The sequence below is a fragment of the Kineobactrum salinum genome, assembly GCF_010669285.1.
Classification (GTDB): Bacteria; Pseudomonadota; Gammaproteobacteria; order Pseudomonadales; family Halieaceae; genus Kineobactrum; species Kineobactrum salinum.
In genome coordinates this window covers 4,093,311-4,116,996 of the sequence record NZ_CP048711.1, presented here as the reverse complement: position 1 = coordinate 4,116,996, position 23,686 = coordinate 4,093,311, and the positions used below count along the sequence as shown (strand labels likewise).

Annotated in this window: 19 protein-coding genes; 9 read left to right on the top strand and 10 right to left on the bottom strand. The window is 62.4% G+C overall.

All coding sequences use genetic code 11. The annotated features are described in order from the left end of the window. Positions 1 to 13 precede the first annotated feature (13 nt). The gene (locus G3T16_RS18170) at positions 14 to 2,410 is read right to left on the bottom strand and encodes a S9 family peptidase (RefSeq protein WP_163496458.1); all 2,397 of its coding nucleotides are present in this window, start codon (positions 2,408 to 2,410) and stop codon (positions 14 to 16) included. A 386-nt stretch (positions 2,411 to 2,796) separates the two neighbouring features. Between G3T16_RS18170 and G3T16_RS21325 the strand changes: the two genes are divergently transcribed. From G3T16_RS21325 to G3T16_RS18160, 5 genes are read left to right on the top strand one after another with little or no spacing between them, the layout of a single operon-like run. Continuing rightward, a complete protein-coding gene (locus tag G3T16_RS21325) occupies positions 2,797 to 3,159 on the top strand; it encodes a hypothetical protein (RefSeq protein ID WP_197911744.1) in 363 nt (120 codons plus the stop codon). Continuing rightward, complete coding sequence (locus tag G3T16_RS21320; RefSeq protein ID WP_197911743.1) at positions 3,159 to 3,671, top strand: hypothetical protein; 513 nt, start codon at positions 3,159 to 3,161, stop codon at positions 3,669 to 3,671. The genes G3T16_RS21325 and G3T16_RS21320 overlap by 1 nt, the downstream gene beginning before the upstream one ends. Next, entirely contained in the window at positions 3,635 to 3,808 is a 174-nt protein-coding gene (locus G3T16_RS21315; protein ID WP_197911742.1) for a hypothetical protein, read from the top strand. Before G3T16_RS21320 ends, G3T16_RS21315 begins: the two co-directional genes overlap by 37 nt. A 6-nt stretch (positions 3,809 to 3,814) precedes the next feature. Continuing rightward, positions 3,815 to 4,102 (top strand): hypothetical protein, encoded by a 288-nt coding sequence (locus G3T16_RS21310; RefSeq protein ID WP_197911741.1) that lies wholly within the window; start codon positions 3,815 to 3,817, stop codon positions 4,100 to 4,102. Beyond that, entirely contained in the window at positions 4,096 to 5,814 is a 1,719-nt protein-coding gene (locus tag G3T16_RS18160) for a hypothetical protein (RefSeq protein ID WP_197911740.1), read from the top strand. The genes G3T16_RS21310 and G3T16_RS18160 overlap by 7 nt, the downstream gene beginning before the upstream one ends. 5 nt (positions 5,815 to 5,819) lie before the next feature. Here G3T16_RS18160 and G3T16_RS18155 read toward each other — a convergent pair whose 3' ends face one another. The 3 genes from G3T16_RS18155 to G3T16_RS18145 form a co-directional block, all read right to left on the bottom strand. After that, the gene (locus tag G3T16_RS18155) at positions 5,820 to 6,989 is read right to left on the bottom strand and encodes a M20/M25/M40 family metallo-hydrolase (RefSeq protein ID WP_232059155.1); all 1,170 of its coding nucleotides are present in this window, start codon (positions 6,987 to 6,989) and stop codon (positions 5,820 to 5,822) included. Between the two features lie 446 nt (positions 6,990 to 7,435). Further along, positions 7,436 to 9,613 (bottom strand): xanthine dehydrogenase family protein molybdopterin-binding subunit, encoded by a 2,178-nt coding sequence (locus G3T16_RS18150; protein WP_163496457.1) that lies wholly within the window; start codon positions 9,611 to 9,613, stop codon positions 7,436 to 7,438. A gap of 17 nt (positions 9,614 to 9,630) precedes the next feature. Then, on the bottom strand, positions 9,631 to 10,089 hold the full coding sequence (locus tag G3T16_RS18145; protein WP_163496456.1) for a (2Fe-2S)-binding protein: 459 nt from the start codon (positions 10,087 to 10,089) through the stop codon (positions 9,631 to 9,633). A gap of 392 nt (positions 10,090 to 10,481) precedes the next feature. Between G3T16_RS18145 and G3T16_RS18140 the strand changes: the two genes are divergently transcribed. Next, positions 10,482 to 11,108, top strand: a complete 627-nt coding sequence (locus G3T16_RS18140) for an NAD(P)H-dependent oxidoreductase (RefSeq protein ID WP_163496455.1) — start codon at positions 10,482 to 10,484, stop codon at positions 11,106 to 11,108. Between the two features lie 191 nt (positions 11,109 to 11,299). Here the strand turns inward: G3T16_RS18140 and G3T16_RS18135 are convergent, their stop codons facing one another. Continuing rightward, a complete protein-coding gene (locus G3T16_RS18135; protein WP_163496454.1) occupies positions 11,300 to 12,532 on the bottom strand; it encodes an aminotransferase class I/II-fold pyridoxal phosphate-dependent enzyme in 1,233 nt (410 codons plus the stop codon). A gap of 123 nt (positions 12,533 to 12,655) precedes the next feature. Between G3T16_RS18135 and G3T16_RS18130 the strand changes: the two genes are divergently transcribed. Next, positions 12,656 to 13,099: an Lrp/AsnC family transcriptional regulator gene (locus tag G3T16_RS18130; RefSeq protein ID WP_197911739.1), complete on the top strand. Its 444-nt coding sequence runs from the start codon at positions 12,656 to 12,658 to the stop codon at positions 13,097 to 13,099. 115 nt (positions 13,100 to 13,214) lie between these two features. Here the strand turns inward: G3T16_RS18130 and G3T16_RS18125 are convergent, their stop codons facing one another. Further along, a complete protein-coding gene (locus G3T16_RS18125; protein WP_163496452.1) occupies positions 13,215 to 14,465 on the bottom strand; it encodes a cytosine permease in 1,251 nt (416 codons plus the stop codon). A 299-nt stretch (positions 14,466 to 14,764) separates the two neighbouring features. Here G3T16_RS18125 and G3T16_RS22160 point away from each other — a divergent pair, with 299 nt between their 5' ends. Together G3T16_RS22160 and G3T16_RS22885 are read left to right on the top strand one after the other, a co-directional pair. After that, entirely contained in the window at positions 14,765 to 15,325 is a 561-nt protein-coding gene (locus tag G3T16_RS22160) for a hypothetical protein (protein ID WP_232059154.1), read from the top strand. After that, positions 15,276 to 17,504: a LuxR C-terminal-related transcriptional regulator gene (locus G3T16_RS22885; RefSeq protein WP_332102901.1), complete on the top strand. Its 2,229-nt coding sequence runs from the start codon at positions 15,276 to 15,278 to the stop codon at positions 17,502 to 17,504. The genes G3T16_RS22160 and G3T16_RS22885 overlap by 50 nt, the downstream gene beginning before the upstream one ends. Positions 17,505 to 17,524: 20 nt before the next feature. Here the strand turns inward: G3T16_RS22885 and G3T16_RS18115 are convergent, their stop codons facing one another. The 4 genes from G3T16_RS18115 to G3T16_RS18100 all read right to left on the bottom strand — a co-directional run bounded on the left by G3T16_RS18115 (position 17,525) and on the right by G3T16_RS18100 (position 23,265). After that, positions 17,525 to 18,262, bottom strand: a complete 738-nt coding sequence (locus tag G3T16_RS18115; RefSeq protein WP_163496450.1) for an aspartate/glutamate racemase family protein — start codon at positions 18,260 to 18,262, stop codon at positions 17,525 to 17,527. 46 nt (positions 18,263 to 18,308) lie between these two features. Beyond that, the gene (locus tag G3T16_RS18110) at positions 18,309 to 19,394 is read right to left on the bottom strand and encodes a DUF917 domain-containing protein (RefSeq protein WP_163496449.1); all 1,086 of its coding nucleotides are present in this window, start codon (positions 19,392 to 19,394) and stop codon (positions 18,309 to 18,311) included. Then, complete coding sequence (locus G3T16_RS18105) at positions 19,391 to 20,953, bottom strand: hydantoinase/oxoprolinase N-terminal domain-containing protein (protein ID WP_163496448.1); 1,563 nt, start codon at positions 20,951 to 20,953, stop codon at positions 19,391 to 19,393. The genes G3T16_RS18110 and G3T16_RS18105 overlap by 4 nt, the downstream gene beginning before the upstream one ends. 80 nt (positions 20,954 to 21,033) lie before the next feature. Then, entirely contained in the window at positions 21,034 to 23,265 is a 2,232-nt protein-coding gene (locus G3T16_RS18100; protein ID WP_163496447.1) for a TonB-dependent receptor, read from the bottom strand. Positions 23,266 to 23,686 lie beyond the last annotated feature (421 nt).

Genomic DNA, 23,686 nt, shown 5'->3' with positions numbered 1-23,686 from the left:
CCGTCTTCCGTCTTCAGCGCAGGTTCGCCTGCATCAGTTTGTAGATGCGGCGGTATTCATCCAGCCAGGATTCGGGATGCACGAAGCCGTGCGGGTCCAGCGGATAGATGGCAATCTCGAAGTCTTCCTTCTTCAGCTCGATCAAGCGCTGCAATACCAGCACAGAATCCTGGAAGAAGACATTGTCGTCCTGCATGCCGGAGGCGATCAGCAACGGTGCCTCCAGGTTCTGGACGTAATTGATCGGCGAGCTGCGGTGGTAGGCCTCCGGGTCCACCTCGGGCGTGTTGAGGATGTTCGCTGTATAGAAATATTCGTAGTGCATCCAGTCCGCCACCGGCCGCAGTGCGGCGCCGGCCGCGAATAGGTCGGGCTCCAGGAACAGCGCCATGAAGGTCATGAAGCCGCCGTAGGAGCCACCGTAGATACCCACACGTCCCGGGTCCACGCCGTAGTTGTGCACCAGCCAGTTCACGCCGTCGCGGAAGTCCTCCAGCTCCGGGCGCCCCATATTGCGGTAGATCGCGGTGCGCCAGTCGCGGCCGTAGCCCTTGGAGGCGCGGTAGTCCATGTCGATTACCACATAGCCCTCATTGGCGAGCAGGGTGTGAAACATGAATTCCCGGAAGTAATAGGGCCAGCCGCGGTGGGCGTTCTGGGTGTAGCCGGCACCGTGCACAAACATCACCGCCGGGTAGGCCTCGCCCTGCTGGTGATCCGGCGGCAGGTAGACCTTGGAGTAGATCGGCGCCTCAACATGGGACGAGGGTACTTCGACGATCTCGGGAATCACCCAGTCGACGGCCTTGAAGGCGTCGCTGACGGTATCGGTGAGCTGGCGCGCGGACGCGTCGGTGGCGGCGGCCTGGATGTACAGGTCCTCGTGGCGGTCGATGTAGGAGCGGGTCAGCAGCAGCTGGTCACCGGCCGGGGATAGACTGAAGCCGACCACACCATCCAGTTCGGTCAGCTGTTCCAACTCACCGCCGCTGGCTGCCACCCGGTAGACCTCGTAATTTCCGGGGTGGCTGCGGTTTGCCACCAGGTAAAACCATTCCCCGGCTGGGTCCAGGGCCGGTTCGCGCACCACGAAGTCACCCCCGGTGAGTTGGCGGGCGCGGCGCTGGTCCACGGCCTTGCTGTACAGATGGGAATAGCCGGATTCTTCGGACAGATACCACAGCGTGCGGCCGTCGGGCAGCCAGCCGAATTCGTTGTGATCCCAGTTAATCCAGGCCGGGTCATTGAGCCGGTGCTGGGGCCGCAGCCGGCCTTCGCCCGGTTCCAGGGTGGCCAGCCAGCGGTCCTTGTTGTCGATGGCGCGCAGCTGCACCGCGGCCAGGCTGCCCTCGTGGTTCCATTCGATGCGCTCCACCGTCAGCGGACGTTGCTCGGGCGCTTTCACCAGCGCCTCCACCTGCTCCTGGTCCGCGCCCTCTCTGACATGCCAGCGCACTGCGCTTTTGCGCAGCTGGGCCAGCGGGTCGCTGTCATAACCGGGCAGCGGCTCGTAGGCAACGGTGCTGACGCTGCCACTCGCCAGGTCCACCAGCAGCAGCGTCTGTGGCGGCGGCAACGAACGGCCCACCCGGCGCCGGGTTTCGCTGATCGCGGTGTAACCGTCCGCGGTCACGTAGTTGGGCATCTTGCCGGCCTGGCCCTCTTCGGCCTCCTTGTCCCTGACCACCAGCAGCAGGTAGCGGCCGGAGGGTGACAGCGAGCGCTGCACTTCTTCCCACTCCTCACTGATATAGATCGGCGCTGGCGCGGCAGCGGGGTCGCCCGCGCGGCGCTCTTCCTCGTGGGCCCGCTCGGCTTCCTCGCGCTGCCGCTCCCGGCGCAGGGTCGCCAGGTTGCGCAACTGCTGCGCGCGCAGGGCATCGAAATCCGGCTCCGCGGCCGGGTCCTGCTCGAAGCGCAGGTCAGCGGCCTGGGCCTGCAGGCCACTGTCAAACTCATGGATGAAATGCTGGCCGTCGCGCACAAAGGCGAGCGCGCGCCCGTCCACCATGAACAGCGGCGTACTTTCCTCCGCTGCGGTGCGGGTCAGCTGGCGGGTCTCGCCGCTGGCCAGGTTCCGCAGCATGATATCGCCGCGGTGCACCCAGGCGACCTGCTGGCGGTCGGAACTGTAGACGCGCGAGCCATTGGAGCTGGCGCTCTCGTCGCCGGGCGCCACGGATTCCGACGAACCGCCGTCCACCGCTATCCGGTACAGGTCGCTGAAGTTTTCGCCCTCACGCTTCTGGCTGTAATAAACGAACTGGCCGTCCTCGGACCAATAGGCGTCTGTGGGTGGATTGCCGATCCAGTCCGGGTCGGACATGATCAGCTCCAGGTCGGGCTGGGCGGCTACTGCCAGGGCAGTCGTGAGCAGCCAGGTCGTGAGCAGAAACACTGTGCGCAGCATGGGATCTCCAGGGTCGGATCAAGCAAATCTCGCCGCAGTATAAACCCCGGACTGCGGGCGCCACCCGCTGCGGATGAGAACGTGGCCGCAATCCTGTATGATGTGGTGTATTCGCCGGGCCTGCCATTTCCTCCCAGCTGCAGGCCTCTCTCATCGCCGACCCCAAGGAGGCGCACAATGGACAAAGATCCGCAAAAAGGTTACATCGCTCTGCTCGGCTGGAGCCTGAACGCAATAGAGGCCGCCGCGAACTTCGACCGCCGCTATGTAGTGGTCGCCCCGACTGGGCTGAAGAATACTGCAAAACCCACGATATCCCCTACGTTTCATGGAATTTCGAGCGGCTCAATGACCGCTCGCTGGAGATCGCGGAAACCCTGCACAAGATGGACGTCGACGTCGCGATTCCGCTGTACGAGGAAACCGTGGAATGGGCCGGCGCCATCAACTCGGTATTGCTGAAAAACCCGCGCCTGTACGGCCAGTCCCTGCTGCTGCGCGACAAGGCCCTGATGAAGCGCCGCGCGCAGCTCGGTGGCATCCGGGTGGGCATTTTCGAGGAGGCCCACGACAAGGCGGACGTGATCCGCTTTCTCAAGCGCGTCAACCAGACCCTGCTGAAACTGGACGGCGACCCCAACGACCCGATTCACCTGAAGGCCTTCGACAAGGCCGGCTGTCTGGGGCATCGGGTCATCCGTACCCCGATGAAGTGGACACCATTCCGGATGAGGAATTTCCGGTGCTGATGGAATCGCATCTGGACGGCTGGGAATTCGCCGTGGAAGCCTGGGTGCACAATGGCAAGATCGCCTTCCTGAACATTTCCGAATACGTTACGCTGGGCTATTCCGTGTTTGTGCCTGCCTCGCCGGAACTGGAAAGCTACCGGCCGCAGATAACCGCACAAATCGAGAAGCTGATCAAGGCCTTTGACATCGAGTTCGGGCTGATTCACCCGGAGTATTTCGTGACCAGCGACGGCGAAATGTATTTTGGCGAGGTCGCCTACCGGCCCCCCGGCTTCAAGGTGTTCGAACTGCTGGAGCGGGTCTACGGCTTCAATGCCTACCAGGCCAGCATGCTGGTGTTCGACCCCAATACCACACCCGAGGAGGTCGCGGCCTTCTTCCCCCGTGAGGTGGAGGATGCCAACGGCTATGCCGGTTGCTTCGGGGTCTACCCGCGGCGGCGCGTGGTCAACAAACTGGAGATCCCGAGGAAGTGGAGGACCACCCCTACTTCGAATCCCACGAACTGACCCCGCCCATCGCCGAAACGGTCACCAAACGCACCGCGTTTGGCACCCACTGGGGCCTGATTTACTTCAAGGGCGAGGATCCGCACCAGCTGCGCGACCTGCTCAAGCACCAGGAAGATCTGGACTTTTATGTGTAAACCGCCATGTCAGCAGTAGACGACCAACTCGAAGGCCTGCTGCTGAAGCTGGATGAGGCCACCGCACTGCTGGGCGACGCAGCCGCCTTCGCCAAGCCGGGGAAGCTGCCGCGGGTGCTGGATACCGCGCGCCGGGTGCTGCTGCGGGATGGCGGCTGCGCCGCGCTGGAAGCGCGTGCTCCGATGCTGGAGCAGGCCGGGGTGTTTGAGGGCTCCGACTGGGCCGCACCGCAGTTCCTGGTGCCCTCGCTCACCCCCATGCACTGGGCAGCGCCGATGCCAATACTGTGGTAATCGAGGCCCTGAGTGAACTGCGCCTGCTGGCAGTGGCCACCGGAGCCTATCGGCATACACTGATCTCCGCGGAACAGGCCCACCACTACCTGACCCAGGTAATGGCGATCAACCTCAGCCTGCTGTTCAACGCACCCAGTGAGGCCGAACGCGAAACCCAGGGGCGCCTGGCCACGATACCGCGTCAGCTGTTCCACTATCTCACCGAACGCATTGGCTACGAGCATGTGATCGATCAGCTGATAGAGGAAATCTGGCGCATCCTGCAGCAACGGCCGATACAGGTGGACGCTGTAAAGCAGATGATCACCCAGATCGCGATCTGCCAGGGCAACCCGGATATAACCCTGGGCGCCAGCGGCCAGGGCGCCAACCGATTGGTCAGTGCGCTGTTCGGCCCCACCCAGGGCTGCCGCGAAGATCCGGGCGTGGCAATCTATCGCGACCGGCTCGCCAGCATGGATGTGACCGCACTGCAGAGCGAGGCCACCGGCTTCGCCCGCGCGATGCACGATACCGGCCTGGTGTCGCCCTACCATCCGGTGCTGTTGCGCTATCTGCTGGACCAGAGCGACCACCTGCTCACCGAAGCCCTGGGCCTGTCCGCCACCGGCCGCGACTGCCTGCTGTGCTACCGCGAGCTGATCCACGCGCTGATCCGCGCCTGCGTCCATTCCGGTACCGCACAGGCGGTCTACGGCCTGGCCCTGCTGCTGGAGCGTGGCATCCTGTACCAGCCCTCCGTGGCGCCGGCGCTGTTGCGGCAGCTGGGCCTGCAATTGTCCAGCTGGTCCGAGTCACGGCTCACCATCGCCCTGGGCGACAGCGTATCGCCACGGGCCCGGTTGCTGGAGGGCGTACTCTGCATGCTGGGCCAGCCGCTGGGGGTGGGCCAGGGCAACAATCCCACCTGCCAGTCCGCCCGGGCCCTGTCCATGTGGGCCTACAATGATCCTGACTACCTGCTGCAAATGGTGGCCTGGGCAGCACGCGACGACGAGATCATCATACATTTCGAAGGCCAGCCCATCTCCTCCAAAGAGAGCCTGTTCGGCGTTGCCACCAACCTGCCGATGGACCTGGACCCGGTATCACTGATTGTAGTGCCCCACCTGGATCGCATTTACGCCGAGATGGGCCGCCGCTGCATAGACCGCGAGGGCGATCCGCACCGCTGGGTCAATCCCGAATTTCACGGCTGGTGGGCGGGCCGCGGCTTTCGTATCAATGTCGATGTGAACACCGGCCAACTGCACGACCTGGACGCCTTTCTGCGCCACTTCTACGCCAGCTACCATCCCTATTACAACGGCGACCAGCCGCTGATCCACCCCCAGCCCGCGGGCATTGCCATCACCGACAGCGCCGCCCGCTTCATCGGCTGGCATGCCATTACGCTGCTGCGGGTCAGTATCGATCCGGCGGATGTGATGCGGGTTTATTTCTACAACCCCAACAACGACAGCGGTCAGGACTGGGGGGATGGCATCACGGTCAGCACCGCGGGCAATGGCGAGCGTTTCGGCGAAGCGTCACTGCCGTTTGAAGAGTTTGCCTCACGGCTGTACATCTTCCACTACGACCCACTGGAGCGGGGCGAACTGGCCCAGGTGGCCCAGCCGGAGCTGGACCGGGTCACTGCGCTGATCCAGCGCAGCTGGGGCGCCGATCGGCTGCCGGCGGATGCCCTGCAAGCCAGCGAGGGCCAGTAGCGCAATTACTGGCGGAAGTTGACGTTGCTGTCCGCCGCCAGCCAGGCAAAGACCGCGAAGGCGGCCACGTTCTGGTCCAGCGCGGCAGCTTCGATCTTGTCCAGGGTATCGTCATGGGTGTGGTGCAGGTCAAAGTAGTCCGTGCCGTTCTGCACCAGGCGCAGGGTGGGCATGCCCGCCTCTACCATGGGAATCAGGTCGGGGCCGCCGCCGGGCTTGTCCATGTCGCCGCGGGCCACGCCTATCGGCGCCAGCAGTTCACCGATCAGGTCCACCACCGGCTGGGCCTGCTCTGATACCTGTGCGGTCAGCTGCCACACCCGCTCGGCGCCAAAATCGCTCTCACTGCCGATCAACTGCTGTTCCAGCGCGTCCCGGTGCCGCTCCAGGTAGGCGCGTCCGCCCAGCAGGCCCACTTCCTCCGCACCCCACAGGATCAGGCGGATCGTGCGCCGCGGCCGCTTGCCCGCATCCAGGATCAGCTTGGCCGCGGCGGTGGTGATAGCCACACCGGCGCCGTCGTCAATCGCGCCGGTGCCAAGATCCCAGCTGTCCAGGTGGCCGCCGATGATGACCACTTCCTCCGGATTCTCCCGGCCGCGTATCTCGGCAATGACATTGCCACTCTCGGTTGTACCCACGACCTCCGGCATCATCTTCAACCGCAGCTGCATCGGCTGGCCGCGGCTCGCCACGCGTTCGATCTGGTCGGCATCCGGGTTGGATAATGCCGCCGCCGGGATGCGGGGCATGTCGTCCTGGTAGTTCATCTGGCCGGTGTGTGGAAAGCGGTGGCTGTCGGTGCCAATGGAGCGGATCAACACCGCGATCGCGCCCTTCCCGGCCGCCACACTGGCGCCAACCCGGCGCAACTCGCCGTAAAAGCCGTAGGAGGAGCCGTCCTGGGTCCGCTGCATGGCGTGGCCGACATAGGCGATCTTGCCGTCCAGGCTGCCGGGCGCTGCAGCCCGCAACTCGGCCAGACTGGCAAAGGGCACAAGCTCCCCTTCCAGGCCCTGCTCCGGTGTGGCCACTGAGCCGCCCAGGCTGGTGATTTCCAGCGGCTGCGGGAAGGGGCTAATCAGTTCCGCCGACTCCTCGCCGCGCATCCAGGTCTGCATTTCAAAGGGCTCGACCCGCACCGAGTCAAATCCCAGTTGCTTGAGTTTGGCCACCGCCCAGTCGCGGGCCTTGCCTCCGCCTCGGTGCCGGCCAGCCGCGGCCCCACCTCGGTGGTCACCGATTCCACGATGTCATAGGCCATGGTACCGGCCATCGCCTGGTCCCGCAGTGTGCGGGCGTGTTCGATACTGGCCTCGCTGAGACCGCCGGGGCCAGCGGCCAGCGCCGGCCCGGGCGCGAGCGGTAATGTCATTGCAGCGGTGAACAAAACAGCGGAAATCGAGCGCGACAAGATCATGGGCAGCAGCCCTCTACTGAGCCAAAAGGTGCGCCGCAGCCTATCAGGATTGGCGCGCAGATTACAGGGGCAATGGCCCCCGCCAGCCACATCGGCACGGCTGGCGAGCCCTTGTCGCAGGGCCGGTCAGGACAGGGCGTAATGCGGCGCCAACCCGGCCTGTGCCTGCCCGCGAGGCAGGCTTCCCGGTTTGCGGTGGCATCAACCGGCCAATTGGTCGCCGATCGGCAGGCGCCGGATGCGTTTGCCGGTGGCCGCGGCCAGCGCATTCACCAGGGCCGGTGCCAGTGGCGGGACCGGCGGTTCGCCAATCCCGGTCGGGGCCGCCGCAGAGGGCAGAATATGCACCTCGACGCGGGGCATGTCGGCAATACGCAGCGGCGTGTAATTGTGGAAGTTGGACTGGTCCACTTTGCCGTCAGTAAACGTGATGGCCTCGCTCATTGCGGCAGAGAGTGCAAAACCGACCGAGCCTTCGACCTGGGCGCGGATCACATCGGGGTTGATGGCGATGCCACAATCCACCGCGCACACCACCCGGTCCACCCGATAGCTGCCGTCGCTCTGTACCGTAACCTCCGCCACCTGGGCGACATAGGAGTTGAATGCCTCATGCACCGCCACGCCGCGACCACGACGCTCTCCGTCCCGGCCCGGCGCCAGTGGCGTGTCCCAACCGGCCTGCTCAGCCGCCAGCTTCAGTACGCCGGCATGGCGCGGGTGCTCCTGCAGCATCGCCAGCCGCCAGGCGACCGGGTCGCGGCCCGTCGCCTGCGCCAGTTCGTCGATAAAGCATTCGGTTGAGAACGCGGTATGGGTGGAACCCACCGCACGCCACCACAGCACCGGCACGCCGATATCGGTCGGGGTGTGCAGGTCGACCAGCATGTTGGGAATGGCGTAGGGAAGATTGGCAGCCCCCTCCACCGAGCTGGGATCGACACCGCCCCCGGCATCGGACCCTGTCCCGGCAGCGATGGATTGCCCCACCAGCCGGTGCTGCCACGCCACCAGCATGCTCTGCCCATCCAGGCCTGCCCGCAGCCGGTGGTGGAACATCGGACGGTAGGACCCTGCCTGCATATCGTCCTCGCGCAGCCACACCAGCTTCACCGGGGCGCGGCCATCGATGGCCTTGACGATGTGAGCGGTCTCGACGATGTAATCGGAGCTCGTGCTCGCACGACGGCCGAAACTGCCGCCAGCGTAGAGCGTATGGATACTGACCTGTTCCGGTTCCAGACCGAACAGTGCGGCCAGCTGGGCTTGATCCCGGGTTTGTATCTGCGCGCCGTACCAGGCTTCACAGCGGCCCTCTGCCAGCCGGATCACGCAGTTCATCGGCTCCATCGCCGCGTGGGCCAGGTAGGGGAAATCGTACTCCGCCTCCAGCAGTTGTTCAGCTCCCGCCAGTGCGGTCTCCGCGTCGCCGTCCTGCCGTGCCACCGCGCCCGGAGATGCGGCCAGCTGCCGGAAACGCTCGAAGGCCTGTTCTGAATTGAGCCTGATCGCGGCGCTTTCGTCCCATTTTATGTCCAGGGCATCGCGCCCGCGCTTGGCGGTCCAGGTGTCCCGGGCAAGCACGGCGACACCAGAGGGAATCTGCACCACATCAGTCACGCCGTCGATGGCCATTGCCGGCTTCGCATCGACGGACGCCACTACCCCGCCGAGACGCGGCGGGTGGGCGACGACCGCGGTCAGCATGCCGGGCAAGTGGATGTCCTGGGTGTAGACGGCGCTGCCGTTGGTCTTGGCGGCCGAGTCCTTGCGCCGCAGCGGCTGGCCGATAAGCTTGAAATCGGCGGGCTGCTTGAGTTCGACCTGCTCCGGCACGGCCTGTTCGGCCGCGGCGCTGGCCAGTTCTCCGAAACTCGCCTGCCTGCCCGAGGCCGCGTGGGTGAGTACGCCCCCCGCCACGGCAATCTCCTGCGCCGGCACCTGCCAGCGCTGGGCGGCCGCAGCCACCAGCATGGCGCGGGCCGAGGCCCCGGCATGACGCAACTGTTCCCAGGAATTGGCGATCGCGCTGCTGCCGCCGGTACCCTGCATCGGGCCCCACTGCAGATTGTTGTAGCGGCTATTGTCGGCGGGCGCGCTCTCGACGCGCACCTGTGACCAGGCCGCATCCAACTCCTCGGCGACGATGGTCGCCAGCCCGGTATAGGTGCCCTGCCCCATTTCCAGGTGCTTGCTGACCACCGTGACGCTGTTGTCCTCGCCGATGCGCAGGAAGGCGTTGGGCTCGAAGCGTGCCGCCTGAGTCCCACCGGATTCCGGGTTCCTGGCCATGGCCCAGGGAAAATACAGGGCCAGCGTGAGGCCTGTGGCCCCCTGCAGGAAACGGCGACGGCTTTCGTTTTCGATAGACCGTGTCATCGGGTTCACCTTGTTGTTCAGGCCAGCGATTTCGCCGCTTCGTGGATGGCTGCGCGAATGCGCACATAGGTGGCGCAACGGCAGACGTTGCCACCCATCGCCTCATCGATATCGGCATCGGAGGGCACGCGGTTGTCTTCGAGCAGTGCCACGGCACTCATGATCTGGCCGGATTGGCAGTAGCCACACTGCACCACGTCGAGTTGCTCCCAGGCCTGCTGCACCGCCTTGCCCGCCGCACCCTCCCCGACGCCTTCGATGGTCTGGATCTTCGCATCGGCGGCAGCGGAAACCGGTGTCACGCAGGAGCGCACCGCCTTGCCATCCATGTGTACGGTACAGGCGCCACACAGCGACATCCCGCAACCATACTTGGTTCCGGTGAGCTGCAGAGTGTCGCGCAGTACCCACAGCAGCGGCGTCTCCGGGGACGCTTCCACCGGCATTTCCTGGCCATTGATATTGAGCGTGATCATGAAATACTCCGCACGGAATGGTGGTTCAGACCGGCCTGTTCAGCACCGTTGACTCGCGAGATGAGGCCGGAATTGTCGCCGCATTGCCCGGGTCTCTCACCGCGGGCGCAATCAACTGGACAATATAGCGGTGATGACTGCAGCTCGCTTGCCAAATCCGCCAAAATTATTGCCCAAAACAGTTTACTGCCGTTGCGTCAAGCGCATATCCCTCGGGGGACCTGGTGCAGTACCGTCCTGGAACAGCCTCAAGAGCTTCCAGGCACGACACCATCCAGCTCAGGCTTGTAATAAAAGCCGCTCTTTCCCGACCGATATAAATGCAGTTTCCTCTGCCACACAGTATCCTGTTCCCAACAGCATGATACCTGAAACGGACAAGGAGAGAAGAGATGGAGGTACTGGAAGCATTGAATTGGCGTTACGCAGTGCAGAAGTTTTCGGATGAACGGATTGGCGAGGCACAGCTGCAACAACTGCTGACCGCCACCCGCATGAGCCCTTCGTCCTTCGGCCTGCAGCCCTACCGGCTGATCGTTGTGGCGTCTGAAGACATGCGCCAGCGCCTGCTACCCCATTCGATGGGGCAGGAAAAGGTGGTGCATTGTTCACACCTGATTGTATTTGCTGCCCAGACAGCGCCGGGAGAGCAAATAGTGGACCACTATATAGAGCGGTTTGCCCAGGTGCGCGGAGTGCCAGTGAGCGACTTGCAGCGACTGTCTGATCGAATGAAGAAGACGCTGGCAGCCAGAACGCCGGAACAGAACCTGCAATGGGCGCACCGGCAGACCTATATCGCGCTGGGAACCATGCTCACCTGCGCCGCGCTTATGGGGATAGACGGCGGTCCGATGGAAGGTTTTGAACCCAAGGGCTACGACCAGGTTTTGGGCCTGGCTGACCTGAACCTGACTGCCTCGGTGATCTGCGCCATAGGCCGACGCGATCCGGAAGATGCCGGCGCAGATCTTCCCAAGGTCCGTTTCGAGCAAAGTGAAATGGTGACGATGGTTTAGCCGGGGCTGGCTCCTGTGCGCATACCCTGCCCCAATATCCAGCGCGAGGCCATCTGGCTACGCCAAGGAATGTGTTATCGGGATGGAATAACGCTCGCTTGCCACGTCTGCTTGCTTCGTCAGGCGACATGCCGCCGGCAGCGCGGGAGCAGCAGGGGGTAAGGTGTGCGTGCCGGTTGGCTGCCCGGCTTTCACCGCATTGGTGCCAGCCCGGTAGCCCGCAGGGCTGTTTCCAACTGCACCCAGCGCTGTTCCAGGCTGCCGCTGTAACCTATGGCCATGCGCACGAGCCCGGGGCTGATCTCGGCGTTCAGCAACGCCTCCTCCGGCATCTCGCTGGAGGTGCTGGAGGCTGAGCAGGACATGAGCGTGTCAAAGTAGCCCAGGCTCACGGCCACATAGCCGAACTGGTGATCGTTCTGCAGCGTGTTCATCAGCGCCATGGCCTTCTGCTCAGTACCCGCATCGATGGTCAGTAGCCCGCCATAGCCGAAATCCGGATGGCGCAGGCGCTCCAGCAGCGCCCGGTCCGGATGCCCCGGGAGGCCGGGATACGCGACGGTTACCCCCAGTATCTCCGTACGTTCGGCGAGAGCCAGGGCGCGCTCCCCGTGAGCCGCCATGCGCAGCGCCAGGTGTGGCAGTCGCAGGGCGACACTGGCGGCTACAGACGGGTCCAGGGTGGGGCCGAGGATCATCAGTGGCCCTGTATGCAGGTCCATGAGACTGCCGATAAACTCGCCACTGGCGCAGACCGCGCCGCCGATGAGGTCGGAGGCGCCGCCAATGAACTTGGTCAGGCTATGCACAACAATATCGGCGCCCAGACGTGCCGGGGACAGCACCAATGGTGAGAAGGTATTGTCCACTACCAGTGGAATCCCCGCTTCATGCGCGATGGCGGCGAGCGCGGGAATGTCAGCCACGCGCAACGTCGGATTGGACATGCTCTCCACGTAAAGCAGCCGGGTCCGGTCGGTGATTGCGTTCTTCACCGCAGCCAGGTTGGTGGTATCGACGAAACTCGTGCGTACGCCAGTCTTGGCTGGCATGAAATCATTGAGCAGTGCCCAGGTACCACCGTAGATCGTATGACTCGCCACTACATGGTCGCCCGCGTTACACAGCGCAAAGATGACTGCGGAGATTGCGCCCATGCCGCTGGCGCTGCAGTAGGCAGCCTCCGTGCCTTCGAGGGCCGCGAGCTGGCGGCCGAGGTGGTAGACCGTGGGATTGAAGTGGCGGCCATAGAGATAGCAACCGCCGCTCTCGGGGCTTTTCCGGCCAGCAAAGATATCCGGCATGGTCGCCGGATCGACAACCGTGAAGGTCGAACTGGCCTCGATGGACATGTTGACGCCACCGTGCTCACCAAATTCATGGCGCAGGCTGGCGAGGGCTTCAACGGGGTCATGGCGGGTCATGGCGCGGCTCCGGCGTGCAGGCTATGGAAGGACAACATTCTGTCCAATAGTGCTTAATATGGACTATATTTGTTAGAATATTTAAACGACGAAGAATATTTGGTAATCATGGCAGAAACAGGTTTGGATAGAACAGACTTCGAAATCCTCCGGCAATTGCAGAACAATGCACGGATCAGCAACAAGGAGCTGGCACGCAGGGTGGGATTGGCGCCCTCGACCACATTGGTGCGGACTCGGCAGATGGAGCGCGCCGGCATCATCCGCGGCTACCGGGCCGAAGTGGACATGTCCGCAGTGGGCATGGGCCTGCAGGCTCTGATCGCAGTGCGCCTGAAACAGCACACTGCAGCAGATGTCGCTGCGTTCCGGGATTATGTGCTGGAACTTCCCGAGGTCCTGCGCCTCTACCACGTTGCCGGCGCCGATGATTTTCTTGTGCATGTCGGGCTCCAGGACTCCAATGCTTTGCGCGATTTCGCGATGGTTGCCCTGACGACGCGCCCTGAAGTGGCACACCTTGAGACTGGACTCATATTTTCCTGCCTCGCCCCCTGGGAGGACTGAAGCAGGCAAGGCCCAGAAAACCACCCGTTTATTGCCGCAGAAGCAGCATGAAGTTCAGCACCTGCTCCAATCCGGCGCCGATATGGCATTTTATGCGCAGCGAAAGATTCCGGGCTTACAAAACTCCAATCTGGTCCGGCCTCGCCGTCCCCTTCATCAACAGATAAAGCACAAACGCCACCACAATCGCATCACTCCCTGGCACTGTGGTAATTGTGATCATATCGATTGCGGCAACCCACCCCACGAGCGTGGCGACAACCCAGGCCACGAAGGCCTGCCAGTTGAACGCACCCTCCCTGGGCGCTCCCGCCGCGGGATACCGTCCCCGGCGCACAACGAAGTAATCCGCAATATAGATACCGGCCACTGGCGGAATCGATACCCCCAGCACGACCAGGAAGTCGATGAAGTAGCGGGTGATACCCATCACCGCGAACAGCGCGCCGGCGGCGCCGATGCCAATAATGGCCCAGTAGTGGGACAGCGACGGGAATATTGTTCTCAGCACCAGGGAGTTGGAGTACAGATTGCCGGTGTTGGTGGTCCAGGTGGCGAACACCAGCACCAGCAGCCCCACCAGGCCCAGCCCCAGCGCCGCTAGCATGCTCATGAAGTCACGCTGGCCCGATTCCACGGAAACCAGCGTCAGCATGATAAGAATCAGCGGATACGCCACCCCGAAATGCAGCACAGCGGCGAGCAAACCATGGGCTGTGTTGTGCACGTGGCGGCAGAAATCCGGCATTATTACGGCGCCGACGATAAACCCGCCCACCACCGCGGTAATACCGCGGCCCGCCGGCATCTGTGTTTCCTGGTACTGCAACAACTCGGCCAGATTCGTATTCTCAAGCGCCAGGTAAACCAGCCAGACCAGCACGAGGAACAACAGGGGCACCGCCACCAGCGCGAGCCGGTTGATGGCGCGGAATCCGAACAGGGTCGTCGCGACCACCAGCACCGTACCCACGACAATCAGCAGATCCAGGTTGAAGGCGATATCCCACAATTCCCGCAATGCCTGCTGAATGGATATACCAAAAAATGCTGCGGTAACCGAGAACCAACCAAACACGGTCAGGGCGATCACGGCATTCACCACTTTCGCCCCCATGACACCGAAGGCGTACTCGATGATGGCGTAAGTGGTCAACCGGGTTCGCGCCGCAATGACCGCTACGAAACAGCCGATCACACAGAGTACCGCACCGCCGGCAAGCACCACCGGAACTGCCCTGCTCAGCCCCATGGACAGGCCGAGCTCGGCACCGGTCAAAAAGGCGGGAATGGTAATCGCGATACCGATCAATACCAGCGCAACCCGCAGGCCGTGCACAGTCTTCTCGCGCGGTACCGGCTCCACGGCGTGTTCCTTCCCTTGGGAGAAGGCCTGCGCCGGTTCCGCCGCTCGCGGTACGGCCTGATTCCCCTGTGACACTCTCTGTACCCCGCTTGTAATCAACGGTGTATAGTCGCTGATGCAGCGGGCGGGCTCAACCTCGCCCGCGGACAGCCCGCATGGCCCGGCGCAAACGGAGTACCTGTCCATAAAGACAGTCCGGGTTCCATTCGCGGCCATTACGCTGCAATATGACTTTACCGGTGCCACGGGTACTTGCCCGATGTGGTATCAGTGACCGGGGCGACGGCAGGCGGCGTACAATGAAACCGGCAAAGAGAGGACGCACAACGGACCTTTTCCCGATCTGGCTTATTCGCTCCAAGGTGTCCCCCACCCGGCAACGGATGGAAATGCTGAACCGCGAAAGCATCATCCATGACATGGCACGGGGCACCGACGCCACGCTATCGCTGGTGCATGCCCCGGCGGGCTACGGCAAAAGCACCCTGCTCTCGCTCTGGCGCAGGAAGCTGCTGGATGAGGGCCACCGTGTCTGCTGGCTCTCCCTGGGAAAAGAAGACAATGCCGTCAACCAGCTTCTTACCTACATTCTCTATTCCCTGCACGAGAACGGGCTGGACCTGCGAGCCGGCGGTACCAGGATCGAAAGCAATCTCAGCGAGTTTTCGCCGCGACTTTATCAGCCTGATTCTTCACATTATCGCCGAGCAGACGGAGAAAGTCGTATTCGTGTTCGACGATTTCGAAAATCTCGATCAGGACTGCATCGACGAGGTAATCACACCGCTACTGCAGTACGCCCCGGAAAACATGCATATAGCCATTGCCACCCGCGACGATGCCTGCCTGAAAACCGCTGACCTGGAGGCGCGCGCCGAAGCCATCCGTTACGGTGCGCAGCAGTTGCGTTTCTCCCGTGTGGAGCTGCAGGAATTGCTGGGAGCAAACTACCGCCAGTCGACCATCGAGCAGATCCACGCCCTGACCGAGGGCTGGCCCGTAGTGGTACAGATGATTCACAGCGCAGCGGGGCTCGATCACGACATTGACAAACTGCTGCAGGGGCTGAGGGCGGACCACAGCACAGTCACGGCCTATCTGACGGAGGAAGTGATCAGCAAGCTGAGCCCGGAATTGCAGGCCTTCCTGATGGACATTGCCATCGTAGACCGCATCGACACCTCGCTGGCGGATCACCTGCGCAAGGCACAAAACAGCCAGACGCTGTTCAGCGAAGCGCGGGCGCTGGACGCATTACTGCTACCGGTGGACTCCGTGGAATCGAGCTACCGCCTGCATCCGGTATTCCGTGAACAACTGCTTGAAAGGCTGCGTCGCACTTCTCCGGAAAGGCTCTGGACTCTGCATGCGGGGGCGGCGGAGTGGTTCTACAACAAAGGTGATCTCGTAGAGGCTGTGCGGCACTACATCCTGGCGGGACAGCCCGAACAGGCTCTCGAAGTTGTGGCCCGCGCCGGGGGTCTGTTTATCTGGCCCCACGAGGGACTGAGCCGGCTGCGCATCATCATGGAGCTGTTTGACGAGGCCTTCATCCTGAGCAACCCGCTGCTGTCGATGATCCAGGCTCTGCTTCACGTAAAAAAGGGCAACGTGTTCGAGGCACGCCGGATCTTCGATGCCACCGTCGGGCCGCTGCACTGCGACAGTAGACCCTGGGATGGCGACCCCGACGCGCCGCTGGCCCGTGACAGACTGGTGATGGAGAGTCTGCTGTCGATCTACGAAGGCCGCGAGATCGCCGACAACGTCTGCGACGCACTGGAGGAATGCGCGCGGCGGCTCACCCCGGAAGACGGTTCCGTGGCACTGGGCCAGCACTGCACGATTCTCTGTGTCGCCTACCTGCAGCGCGGAAATTTTGCGAAGGCGCGCCACTACGCGGAACTGGGCCTGCCCGCGTTTTTCGCCGGCGGGTCGCTGTTCGGCGCGCTGTACCTGTATTTTCATCTCGGGGACATCAGTTTCTCCGAGGGCGACGGTGCGCAGGCGGAACACTATTACAAGGCTGCCATGGAGCTGGCGCGACGGCACTTCAGCGACGACCAGGATATTAAACTCGCCGCCTCGATCTTCATGACGGAGCTCAACTTTGAAACCGGTAACGACGGCACCGCCTACCGCAATGTGGCCAACATTCCCATCCAGCTGGAACGCCACGAAGCCTGGTTCGATATCTACGCCGCCGGTTACGCCACCGTCGCCCACCTGGAATACGCGCAGTGCGGCCTGGAGGCGTCGCTGGCGGTGGTGGAGCAGGCCTTCGCCTATGCCGGCAGACACCGGCTCGACCGTCTGGAGAAGCTGCTCACCGGACTGTGGACGGAACTACTGATAAAGGCGGATCAGATTGACACGGCCCGCGAAGTGCTGGATGCATCGGAGATCGACATCATCCACTACCGCGATGCGGATTTCACCCAGGTGGCCTGGCGCGAACGCTTCGTGGTGGTGCCTGCCATCATCCGGCTGCTGGTGCGCGAGGGCCGGTACGACGAGGCGCAGGATCACCTGGTTTTCTTCACCGCCCAGGCCGGGCACGCCGGACACCGGCGGGCGCTGTTGAAGTTTGAAATCCTCGGCGCCGTAACCGGCGATCTTGCCGGTCATGAAGACACTGTTATGGAGCACCTGGACAATGCCGTCGCCCTGTATCGGGATTCCGGATTCATCCGCGATTTTCTCAACGAAGCGCCGCGGATGACACAACTCGTTGAACGCTATATAGAACAGATGGCCGGGGCTTCAGCCAAGCACCAGCAACGCGCTGCGGCGCGGGAGATTGTCGAACGGCTGAAAAAAGAGGAGGCCGGTGTCGATGAAGTGGTACAACTGCTCAGCGACCGCGAAATCGAAGTGCTGCAGCAGCTTTCTCACGGCTACTCCAACAAGCTGATCGGACGCAAGATGGATGTCTCGGACAGCACGGTGCGCTTTCACCTGCGCAATATTTTCGCCAAGCTCAACGTCAAGAGCCGGCTGCAGGCGGTATCCGTGGCCCAGCGGCGCCGGCTGATCTGAGCCCGGCGGCCGGCAGCGCTTCAACGCAGGTTGTCGTACCCTCGAATCTCCTTCTTCCCCGGCGCGGGATAGATGTGCTTGCTGTGTGTCAGGCCACAGCGCACCAGCGCGTCGGCCATACGAATGGTCAGAGGTATGGCGTCGATAACCGGTACTTCCAGCCCCTCTTCACGCAGCGTTTGCGTTACCACCTCGGCGAGGCCCATAAACCCGGTGCAACCGAGAATAACCGCGCCGGCATGATCGTCCCGGACCGCGGTCAGGGCTTTTTCGCCCAGAAGACTGCCCAGTTTGCGGGTGTCGTGGGCAATGTCCAGCACGGGCACATCCACCGCGTGGAACGCAGCATAATTGCCCGTGAGGCCGTAACCTGCCACCAGGTGGTCTATCATCGCCCGCAGCCGGTCCAGTACCGTAATGAAGGTGAAGCGGTGCCCGAGCATGGTCGCCACGTGAGCGGCCACCTGCAGCGGCCCCAGCACCGGGATGCTCAATGCCTCGCGACAAGCGGCAAGGCCAGGGTCGCCCATGCAGTCGATAACCACAGCGTGGGCGCCTTCTCTTTCCGCCGCGATGGCCTTCTCCAGTATACCGGGCACACTCAATGCCTCGTCGAACTCGCATTCAATGGAGGCCGGACCGTACGCTATACCGCATTGGGTAACAGTGATCTCGGGCCCTTCGCAGGCGCGCAGATCCTCCTCACTGCGGAATCCCTCGGTGATGATAGGGGTAATGACATGGATATGTGTTTTCATGTTATTCGTCTCCGGGTGTTGATCGATGGTGGATTCCGCGGGACTCTCAAAGCTCTTCCACCGGCACGAAGGTCTCGTTCAGGCCGAATGCCTGGGGTCCGATGATTTCAAGGGCTTCGGGGGTGCGTAGAATGGGAGGCGCACTGACCCCCATCACCTTCAGGCGCTGGCCGTACTTCAATGCCTCGACCGGTACCGGTTCCGCAGTATCGCTGTCCACCATGCAGATCAGGTCCGGCACCATGGCGCGCACCCGGCCGTCCTCCCGGGCGATCAGGTGTTCGTTCTGGAAAATCACTTCCATTTCCCCGGCACCGCCATCCAGAGCCTGCAGCGTACAATGGCCCCGGGCGAAACCCTGGGTAGTTTCGCGGCGCAGGTCAACCACCTTACCGTCGAACAGCACCCTGCAGTGGGAATAATAGGGCGTGGTTGCCAGGTAGCGGCTCAGCTCGCCCACGGGGTTGTCGGCGCGACGACCGCGGCGGATGGCCCGGCCTATCTCCAGCGCCAGAGTCATGGTCTGGCGTACCGCGGTTTCCTTCACCTGCCGGCCGGTCATCGGGTAGGAAGACAAAATCACGCTGCAGCCCATCTCAATGGAGGCCACCCGCTCCAGATCCTCCGCGCGCTTCGCATGCCCCGTTTCCACTACCAGCGAATTGAGATGTTCATCGGTCATCACCAGCGGCGTACAGGACACGCCGTAGATGTTGAAACTGACCATCTGTATTTCTGGAAAGGCACGCCCCATACCGTCGGCATCCACCAGTGGCAGGCCAGTGCGGGCCGCGGCCATGATCGGCAGCATGGAATTCACGCCGCCGATCTCTATAGGGATGATCGCGTCGGCTTTCCTGCCAGTGTATTTCTCCATGCGCGACAGCGCCAGGTCCACGTCGTCACCACAGGCAGCTTTTTCCGCCAGCACCGTCGGCGCGCCCAGCATGGCTATGGTGTAGACCGCGGCATCGTCGTCCAGCGCCTCGACATCGATAATCTCGGGCATGCCGTATTCTCGTATGGCGTGGGTGGCCAGCATCCGGCCTATGTAGGGGTCCCCGCCCCCGCCCGTACCGAGAAAGGCCGCACCGCGCCCCACATCCTGCAAGTCCTCGACCGAAAGTTTCATGGCTGCTCCTGATCAAACGCCAATGCGCCGGCGACTTTTACCCGAAGTCGCACGGCACCGCCGGGAACATATGCCAGGGGCAGCTCCTCAATATCGATTACCTTGATCGTCTCCGGATCCGCGCCGCCGTGGCGCGCCCTCTTCACCGCTTCCTCCGTCGCTGTCGCCAGGGCAGCCTCACGCCCCAGTTCCTCGTAGGAAAACACACGATCAATTTCGCCACTCACCTGGGCGATGGAAGCACCGATAGCATTGGCCACGCCGGCATGATTCGGGGTTACCACCTCCGATACGCCGGGGATATCACGATCCACCAGTACCGAGCCGCCCCCCACCAGCACCAGCGGCACGAGTTCGGCACTGACTTTCATACGGTCGATGCCCTCGGCGATCTTACGATGGATCTCCACCACGCTTTGTTCGATGAGATCGGCGGAGAGATGCCTGACCCGCGTAGCGTCGCCGAAATCCGCGTAACCCGCCGCCACGGCGATATCGCTGGCGGTGAGCGTGTCACCACCGAATACGAGGGCTTTCTGCGTAAGCTGGTAACCGACTGAGCGCGGCCCAATCGTGATGCCGCTGCCCTGCTCCCGAACCAGCGAACCACCGCCCAGGCCCAACGCCAGGATATCCGGCATGCGAAAATTGGTGCGTACGCCGCCTATATCCACCGTGACGGAAGACTCACGGGGAAAGCCCTTGCAAAGCATGCCAATATCAGTGGTGGTGCCTCCTATATCCGCCACCAGTGCCTCCTGCAGGCCCGACAGGTAAGCCGCCCCGCGCATGCTGTTGGTGGGACCGGAGGCAAAGGTCAGCACCGGGTAGCGCTCCACCATGCCGGAGTCCATCAGGGTGCCATCGTTCTGGCTGATATAGAACGGCGCAGTGATGCCAAGGGTTTTCAGGGCGTGCCGGAAGGACGCCACCACTTGCCGCGACATATCCACCAGGCAGGCGTTCATCACCGTCGCGTTTTCCCGCTCCAGCAGACCGATGCGGCCAATCTCGTGTGACAGGGTGATGGCCACATCGTCGCCCATTTCCTGCCGCAGGATTTCCGCGGCACGCTCCTCCATGCTGGGGTTGACCGGTGAGAACAGGCCGGTTACCGCCACCGAACGGATACCCTTGTCCTGGAAGGTCCTTGCCGCGGCGGCCACAGCGCGCTCATCCATTGCCGCATTCAGCCGCCCATCAAAATGATAACCACCGGTCACCATTTCACAGTGGCTTCCGATTTCGGCAAGGAACGCCTCCGGCCAGTCGATCAACGGTGGAATACCCCGTGCCGCCGGCAGCGCGACGCGCAGAACACCGACATCCAGCAGGTTGCGTCGCTCCACGAAGGCATTGGTAAAATGGGTGGTACCGATCATCACCGCACGAACGTCAGAGGCGGGCACGGACGAGGTACCAAGTACAGTCTCGATCGCGGCCACGATACCGTCGCTGACGTTGGATGTGGTGGGCTTCTTGCAGGAAGCGAGTACCTTGTCGCCGCGCATCAGCACGGCATCGGTATTGGTACCGCCCACATCGACTCCGATTCTCATAACGGGGTATTCCTGATTGCGGCCGGCAGCGCTGCGCGCGAGCCGGCAACAAGGACAGCTGATCTCGACACACGGGGCGATCAGAAACGGTAATTGAAACTGACGCCGTAGGTGCGCGGCTGCCCGTAAATCTGTACATCGCCAGCCACCCCACCGGTGAATCCACCGGCACGGTAATTCTCATCGGCGAGATTACGACCCCATACGGTGGCTTTCCAGGTACCGTCGACGGCATCCACTCCCAGTGAGGCATTGACCACGCCGTAGGCGTTTTCCAAAAGGAATGGCGTTTCATAAATATCGAAATACTGCTCATCCTGCCAGTTGAAGTTCCCCTGCAGATAGAGCGTGTAGTCCTGTGCTGTGATGACGTCATAACGCACCCGGCCGTTCAGGTTCCATTCCGGGGAAACCGCCGGACGTCCGTCTTCCTCGACTTCCGGCACGAAGGGGTCGGTGATTTTCGCATCGAGATACCCCACTCCCAGGGCCAACTCCAGCCTCGGCAGAGGTGTTGCCTGCACGTCAACTTCAAAACCCAGCACTTCGGCATCGCCGATATTCTGCAGCGCGAACAGGTTCTCCACGCCAGCGGCACCGCCCTCGATGGTTCCCTGCGCCTGCAGGTTTTCGTAGTCATAGAAAAACGCCGCGGAATTGATTTGCATTCTGCCCTCGAGGAGGGTCAGTTTGGCGCCCACCTCGTAGGACAGCACTGTCTCTTCGTCGAAGGGAATGATGGCGGCCGGTGTGAACACGAGTGTGCCCTGGAAACCGCCTGATTTGTAACCTTCGCTGATACTGGCATACAGTAGCGTATCGTCGTTCAGGCGGTAGTCCAAAGCCACCTTGCCGGAGAACGCGTCGAAATCCTCCTCGTAGTCCGCCGGTGGAAACAGCAGGCCACTGACCACCGGGCCGCTTTCACCTGAACCAGGCTCCGCGCTCCAGGGCGTCGTGACGTCCTGGAGTTCTTTGTCTTCCTGCGTGTAACGCAGTCCCAGGGTAAGCGACCAGCGGTCTGTGAAGGCCCATTCCACCTGCCCGAAGGCGGCATAGGTCTCGGAAATCTGCTGGTAAGCGTTGCCCAGGGTATCGATCAGGGCATAGGGCGCGGGCAGGCCGAAGGCCGCGGGCGGAAAGCCCGCGCCAGTCACCTCGTATACCGTGCTGTCATCGATTTCGTCCTTGCCGTAGTACACTCCGGCTACCCAGTTCACGTCGCCTCCCCCGGCGTTGGCCAGGCGCAGTTCCTGGGTGACCTGTTCAATATCGCTGATCAGTATCTGGTCAATTCTGCCGTCCCTTAACTGGCCGTCGCTGTCACCGTATTCGAAGCGATCGAGTTCGTCGTAGCTGCTGATCGACGTGAAAGTCACTGGGCCGATGTCCCAGTTCACCGTCAACGACACACCCAGGCTCTCGTTGTCCCGGTAAGGCACGCCGTCGAGAGTATCGATGGTGCCGGTGGAAGAGTCATTGCTGCCGGTGCCGGGCACGGTGAAGCTGTTGAGATCGGAATTGTCCTCCCCGCCATGGACGTTGAACATCAGGTCCAGGTCGGATCGCGGCTGCCACTGAAGCAGGCCCCGCCAGGCAGTACGGTCCATGCCGCCATGGGTTTCACCCGTGATAATGTTGTCCTGCAGGCCATCGCTCTGGGTGGTATTCACCGCCATGCGCGCCGACAACGTGTCGCTCAGGGGACCACTCACCGCGGCCTCCAACAGGTAATACCCGGCATTGCCGCCTTCGACATAGGCTTCGCCACTGAACTCCTCGGTGGGCCTGTTGGAGAAATACAGAACTGCACCACCGGTGGTGTTGCGTCCGTACAGCGTACCCTGGGGCCCCTTGAGCACCTCGACCCGCTGAGTGTCGAACATCTGGAACAACATCATGGCCGGCGAGGAAATGAAGACCTGATCGACATAGGTGCCCACCGACGTGGCCTGATTGATGGCGTAATCGTTCACACCCACACCGCGGATGGTGAAGTTGGGCACATTGGTCGCCAGTGTGTTGACGCTGAAATTCGTGGTCTGGGTCGCGATATCCTGCGGCTGCATGAAGGCCAGATCCCGGACCTGGCCGGAATCGAAAGCGGTGATGGCGATGCCCACGTCGTTGATATTCTGGGAGCGCTTCTGGGCACTGACTATAATTTCCTCCAGTACCCGACGGTTGCCGGTCGCGGCTCCGTCCTGCGCCCAGACGCCGGAACCGGTTGCGAGCAGTGCCGGCAGCGCCAGAGCCACAGGCGTCAACCGCAGGTTGAAAGCTCCCCGTATTACATCTTCCCGTGCTTTCATGATCTCTCCTGACTGTTGTCCAGTCTGTCTGGCCCTTGTTATCTGTCAAGAAACTGTACGTGCACCGGCATCGCCGGGGCAACGGACCTTTTGGACAGTGCCCGGATTAATACAGACAGCCGCTCGTCGGAAAGATGGCTCCAGGCACCTGTCCCATCGGACAGGCGCAGGCCCTTTCAGGATGACTCAGGTGGCGTGATGATGGTGTGGAAGCGCATGCACCGCCTCTGGCTGGAGCCCGTTACCGACATGTGACGATCCTCGAAGAGCAATGGGGTCACGGAGGGCTACCACAACAAGATGGAAATGATGTCGTATCGGTAGAGTGCTGGACTATGGCACCGCTTGCGGGCTGCAGACTACGGCAAACCCGGCAGACATGCGCGGAGGGCTGCGGGCCCGCGGTCCATCTACCCCCCAA